Source organism: Carboxylicivirga sp. M1479, from assembly GCF_007097485.1.
Taxonomy (GTDB): domain Bacteria; phylum Bacteroidota; class Bacteroidia; order Bacteroidales; family Marinilabiliaceae; genus Carboxylicivirga.
Window position 1 is genome coordinate 1 of the sequence record NZ_VKDE01000081.1, and the last position, 2,256, is coordinate 2,256.

Annotated in this window: 2 protein-coding genes; both read left to right on the top strand. The window is 41.4% G+C overall.

Going from position 1 to position 2,256, the window contains the following annotated elements:
• Positions 1-592: 592 nt before the first annotated feature.
• Positions 593-1,009 carry a hypothetical protein gene (locus FNN09_RS21250; RefSeq protein ID WP_185969094.1) on the top strand — a complete coding sequence of 139 codons (417 nt, stop codon included), beginning with the start codon at positions 593-595 and terminating at the stop codon, positions 1,007-1,009.
• Entirely contained in the window at positions 927-2,147 is a 1,221-nt protein-coding gene (gene ltrA, locus FNN09_RS20850; RefSeq protein ID WP_221932561.1) for a group II intron reverse transcriptase/maturase, read from the top strand. Before FNN09_RS21250 ends, ltrA begins: the two co-directional genes overlap by 83 nt.
• The last annotated feature ends 109 nt before the right edge of the window (positions 2,148-2,256 follow it).

The following is a 2,256-nucleotide window of genomic DNA, read 5'->3' on the forward strand; positions in this document are numbered from 1 at the left end:
CGCTTCATCGTGTGCCGAGAAGTAGTGAACGGCAAAATATTCACTACATGCTGTAAATTGAGATGGTGGAAACCAGTTGTAGGGTTGAGCCACTGAGGTCGTCTTGCAGGAGGAGGCTTCAAACCGCCCAAAGGTGCTTTGGTAAAGAGCCATGGTGCTGAGCGTTTGGGAAAGGCTGCACCACGAGTGCAGTTAGGTATGGATAAAAGAGATGAACGCAATTGAACCCCTGACGAGGTGTCGAGAAGATTGTACATTCAGTCAAAATCTGCAAAGGATGAAATGCAGTTATAAGTTCGGAAGATACCTGTTTACTGTCCGTTCGGCTGGCGTCATTCAGGGGGCATGACTTTTATCTAGGCTCATTTACGGAACTCGGGAACCTGTATGACAATGTCAGGCAGCTAAAGCTACTCTTAAAGGATTCGCTGGCTGTCAAAGGGAAATGTACAATGGGTTCACCCCAAAGGCAGAATACCGAAGTATTATATAGGGACGGACTAATCCGTAGTAGTGTTGAAGCTTCTGTAATGGAAGTGGAGCGAAGGGATTGGGTTATACAGTCTCATAACATTTAACAACTTGGAAGAGGATGAATTTATGGAATGAGACAAAATCGATACCAGTAAGTCAAGAAATGATATGGTCGGCTTACAAGAAAGTAAAAGCAAACAAAGGAAGTGCAGGTGTAGACTCTGTTAGTATGGAAGAATTTGAAACTAACAAGTCAAAGCACCTTTACAAACTTTGGAATCGTATGTCTTCAGGGAGTTATTTCCCTCCACCAGTAAAAGAGGTTGAAATACTCAAGAAAGATGGTAAGATGCGCAAATTAGGTATTCCTACCATCAGCGACAGGATTGGTCAAATGGTGATCAAAGATTTTATCGAGCCACGAATGGAGAACGTGTTTAGTCCTTCCTCATATGGCTATCGACCCCCATCAGGCGCTTGCTTCGGTAAGAGCCAATTGCTGGCAAACAGATTGGGTTATCGATTTAGACATTAAAGGTTTCTTTGATAATATTGACCATGAAAAGTTAATGCTAGCTGTCAATAAGCATGTGCCAGAGAATTGGGTTCGCNCAGTAAAAGAGGTTGAAATACTCAAGAAAGATGGTAAGATGCGCAAATTAGGTATTCCTACCATCAGCGACAGGATTGGTCAAATGGTGATCAAAGATTTTATCGAGCCACGAATGGAGAACGTGTTTAGTCCTTCCTCATATGGCTATCGACCTAATAAGAATGCCCATCAGGCGCTTGCTTCGGTAAGAGCCAATTGCTGGCAAACAGATTGGGTTATCGATTTAGACATTAAAGGTTTCTTTGATAATATTGACCATGAAAAGTTAATGCTAGCTGTCAATAAGCATGTGCCAGAGAATTGGGTTCGCATGTATATTGTTAGGTGGTTAGAAATGCCCGTTCAGCTTAAGTCTGGAGTGTTAGAGCATAGACAAGGTAAAGGAACACCGCAGGGCGGTGTTATCAGTCCATTATTGGCAAATCTTTACTTGCATTATGCACTAGATAAATGGCTTGAGTTGACCAATCCTACATTGAAGTTTGCTCGTTATGCCGATGATGCAATCATACACTGTAAGAACAAGGAACAAGCCGAATATTTACTGAGGCAGTTAAATGCACGAATGAAGTTATGTGGGCTGGAACTCCATCCTGATAAGACTAAGGTTGTGTATTGTAAAGACCGTAGAAGGCGTGCGAAATATGAAATAGTGAAGTTCGATTTTCTAGGGTACTCTTTTCAGCCACGTACAACACTATGTAAGAAAACAAGCAAATTATTTCTTGGTTTTGATTGTGCGATCAGTATTAATTCTCGCAAACGGATAGCAGATAAACTGGAGGAAATCAAAGTAGAAAAGCTGAGTTTTAGAAGTATAGTAGGCGTAGCCCATTACCTTAATCCAATGATAAGAGGTTGGGTGAATTACTATGGTAAATTCAGAAAATCCGAACTGATGAAAGTATTTCAACTACTGCGGAAACGTATTGTTCGTTGGGCTCGCATGCGATATAAACGCTATAAAACAAAGTTAAATCTAGCTTACAGATGGTATGAACGGATAAAGAAACAGTTTCCTTACCTGTTCTATCATTGGCAAGTTGGATTAACTTGTTAAATTTGGTATCGATTGTATAACAAGAGCCGTGTGATGGGAGACTATCAAGCACGGTTCTGTGAGAGGCTTAGGGTGAAATTCCCTTTGCCTACTCGACTAGCCAAACGTT